Here is a 3,937-nt window from a genome sequence, read left to right as displayed (position 1 = left end):
CGCCTGGGACAAAGATGCTTATTTCAAGGCCTATCAGAAATCCTTCAAAGACGGGGAATACAATATCCAAGAGACCCGGAATACGGTCTATGGCCAGACAATAAGGAGCTATTTTTCGGGCGGGATAAGTTTCGGCCCGGATAGCGCCGATGGAGGGATAAATTCCAGGCTTAAAGAAGGGTTGATTCTCAGCAAACTGGGCGAACGGGGTTCGGCGTTTAGTTCTAAATTATGGGGTAAATATTACGCGTTTTCTGCTTCAACCGACGGGAGGATATCAATAGAAGAAGGACTTGATATTTCCGTCGCCATTAGTGAGGAGGCAAAAAAAGAACATTCCAGCATTGCCGCAGCGGCAGTGATTCAGCCTATTGAATTGTATGAACAGGCGTTCAGAGGGTTCAAGTATAAAGCTAAAAGGGTGATTGGAGGCGGTCGGGAGGCTATAGCCGTAGAACTGGTTAACGGGAATGTCCTTAAGATTTCCTACAAACCATTTTTTGGGAACAGGGACCATAACCCTTTATTCGATGCGCCGATTCTGGATCAGGGGGTTATTTTTGTTGAGAGCGCTTCGGTATTTTACATGATACAGCCTAAGCTTGAGATGATCGCCACGCAAGCTGATTTAGATGAATTCCAAAACAGGATCAGGCCTAATAGATTAGAAGATTTTTCTTCGGACCAGATAGGCTATGACAGACAAAGTAAAGCGTGGTTTCTTGTTGATCCCGGAGCGGTAAAAGGAAATGAGCCGGTACGGGGTTTGGCTGGCGTCTCCAACCGCAGGATGCAGCCGTTTATTGAAAACGGCGAACAGGCGCAGCGGCTCGAAGAAGTTGTAAGCGCGATCCGGGCCGTGGATTTTTCGCGTAATACTCAAACCCGGATACGATTTGCTCAGGATCTGCGGGATTATTTCTGGGATGTTTTTCAGGATGCGGATCATCCCGGGCTTTTCTTTAAAATGAACCATTGGTATCCTGGGGGGGAGTATGCGGATTTCCAGAGGGATGTTGCGGAGATGTCCGCGTTTTGTCAGATCGCCGAAAGCCGCGAGGTCGTGATTGATGGTTTTAAACTTGTCTATCTAAAGGGGCTGGCCCCTTTTAAAGTGTCTACCGCCGGCAAAAGCGCGGGGTTTGTTGTTCAGGCGGCATTTTTAGCCGATTCCGATCCGGCGGATCTGGGAATGGTTAAAACCGTCCTATCGAAGCAGGGGGTTGATGCGTCTGAAATAATGCAGGAGGATATCGGCCTCGTGGATATCGAAGGGGCGGCTTTTCCTGTTCTGATTAATCTTGAAAAATTATTTGTGCGCGGATCAGGGCAAGGGAGACCGCAAGCTGACGTTTCGGGATCCCTGCAAAGAGACGGCGGGGCGCGGCGAGAAGATATGTCGTCGGTAGAGCAGGCGATAACCGCGTTCTTTCCCGGGAAAGAGGAATTGTTTTATACCTTGGGGGCCGGGGATAAAGCCGAGGATTTGACCCGTCAAACCATGGATTTTCATTCAAAATCCGGCGCTTTTTCTCAAATGGTTCCGTTCGAAATTGCTTCTGAGTTCCTTGAGTATAAAAATCCGGACCCTCTTGTTCAGGCCAAAGAGTATAACTATGGAGACCTGGCTTTTGCTCTTGTGGAGATCCTGGAAGGGGCGCATGACGCCATAGCTACGTATGATGATGACGTTTATATGGCTAAGATGAAAATGGAAAAACCTGCCGGTTATATCGGAAGGGTTATGGTGAACGTTGGTATTATTGAAGAAAATGGCATGAAAAAACTGAGATTCGCGGTTCGAGATAACGGCGCCGGGAAGCTGGCCGCTAAAACCGAAGATAAGAAAAAGAACAAACAGCTTTATTTGGGTCAGCAGGGCGAGGCTGGTACAGTCGTGGCGAATATGATCAGGTATATAAATGGTAAATACGGGTGGAAAGAGGTTGCCAGGACCTGGTTAGATCTTTCTGAAGGGGCTTTGACTGAGGCGGGAATTGTTATCCCCCTGGAATGTTTAGCATTAAAGATGAATGTTTCGGCAGATAGAATAACGGAATACTACGCTGATGCGCAAAAAGACGGAGGTGCCGGAAGGGTGGCGATGGAAGAAATAATCCGGCTTTATCCTGAGATCAGTGCCCCCTTAGAGAAGTTACTTAAGGCCAAGGCGGCTGGGAATATCTCCGGGGTTTTAAACAGCTATTACGATATCGCGGATAGCGAAATACTGAAAAGGAAACGCCGCGTTTTGATGGATATCGAAAAGGAATTAGGGCTGTTTGAGATACACGGTAACCTGGTCAAGGATACCCGGTCACAGAAAGGGATTTTGTTTTTAGGTGGTAAAACTGTAGGCAAGTCTACCCTGAGCAAACTACTGGTAGAGAATTTCCCTGGCAGGTTTGTGCTTAACGGAGAAGATGCGGTTACTTTGGTTGCCACAGAAAAAGGTTTATACGCGGGCCCGCGGAATGCGCGGGTTTTACGGTCGGTCGCCCGGACCAAAGAAGGCGGCCCGGCTTTTGTAAATCTGGCCGCAACCGAAGAATTTGTGCCTGTTGAAGAAACCATCCATGTTGTCTTGAAAGAAGGGGAAGGAATTCAGGAGAAAGGGTTGAACGCCGGAGAGGCCATTAAATCGCTCCTCTCTTGGGAGGCAAAAGAGCGAGAAGAGCGCGGCGTTAACCGGGCGGATGAATTTTATCTGCCGCAAGAAATACTCGAGGTTTTGGGTAAAGGACCGGTCAGGCAGATAGCTGTTCCGAAAAAAGGAGATCGGGATTATCAGAAAGCCGCGCGGGGAATAGTAAGCAATTTAGACTTTGCACAAAAAGACGGCGGGCAGATCGGCGGGATAACCTTGGAATGGGGGAACATATGGGTTTATGAGCAGGTTAGAGGGCAGACGAAAGATAGTGTTGCGCGATTGGCAGGGATATATTCGATTTCCCTGGGGTATAACGCGGCTAAAAAGATCTTATGGGTAAAACCCCTGAAGGGCAGAGGAGCAAATAAGGGCAGCGGGGAATATGCGGCTAACATGGATAAGGAGCTTATGGAAAAATTATCCGGAGCCGCCTCGCAGGTGAAAGACGCGTTAAAAATGCCAGGGCTTAATTCGGCCAGTTCTATATTGGAAGCAAATTTTGTGGTCATTGATGATAGGCTGGTGAGCATGAATAACGAAGGGAGATTTTACTTCGATCATATAGGTAAAAACAACAGCGAGGCGCTTGCCCAGTTATTAGCGCTAAGCAATTCTTTGATAGGCAACAGGGAAGCCACCCGTTATTGGCAGACTTATCTGAGAAATAACCTGCCTAACGTGTTGGTAAATCCTCGGCGAGGCCAAATGTCTCTGCGGGATTTCGCGGATGGCGGCGCGCCTTTGAACGAACCGGTATCTGCATCGGTTAAGAGGGGCGGTATTGATTTTCGCGGCTTGCCGATCGTTAATAAGGCTATTGGCGCGGCGTTTAATCCGGCGGGTACTTATTTGCCTGCGATCCATATCGCTGACTTGGATAAAGAATGGAAACAGATAGAAAAGATGTCTATGAACGGGATGATCCCTGCGACGGAAAGGATCAATGAATTCTTAAGCGCCTGCCGGAACCAGGACAAATTGGATGTGTATATGGATAATGTCTTGGTTTGTATTGCCGAGATCATGCGCAATGAAGAAGAGGAAGCTAAAGCCACTGAACCGGAATTAAGGAATGTTTTGGTCATGCTGGAAACTGCCAATCCCCATGAATAATAAATATATAATAGCGAATCCGATTCTAAGGAAAGTTCTGACAATGTTGCTGGTCATCAGCTTTGTGCTGGAACAAAGCTGTTTTGCGCAGGTATCCTCAGCGATCGACCTCTCCGGTATGGTGGGCAGCCTGGCAAAGAGCATACTGCCGGAGAAATACCGCCCGCTGCACCT

Annotated in this window: 1 protein-coding gene; it reads left to right on the top strand. The window is 48.1% G+C overall.

Annotated features, from left to right (window positions below; genetic code table 11):
* A partial coding sequence (locus M0R35_07720; protein ID MCK9595542.1) for a hypothetical protein occupies positions 1-3,763 on the top strand: 3,763 nt, incomplete at its 5' end.
* Positions 3,764-3,937: the final 174 nt, after the last annotated feature.

It is taken from the genome of Candidatus Omnitrophota bacterium, from assembly GCA_023227985.1.
Classification (GTDB): Bacteria; Omnitrophota; Gorgyraeia; order Gygaellales; family Profunditerraquicolaceae; genus JALOCB01.
Note: the sequence above shows the minus strand (reverse complement) of the source record. Positions and strands in the feature narration are given on the sequence as shown.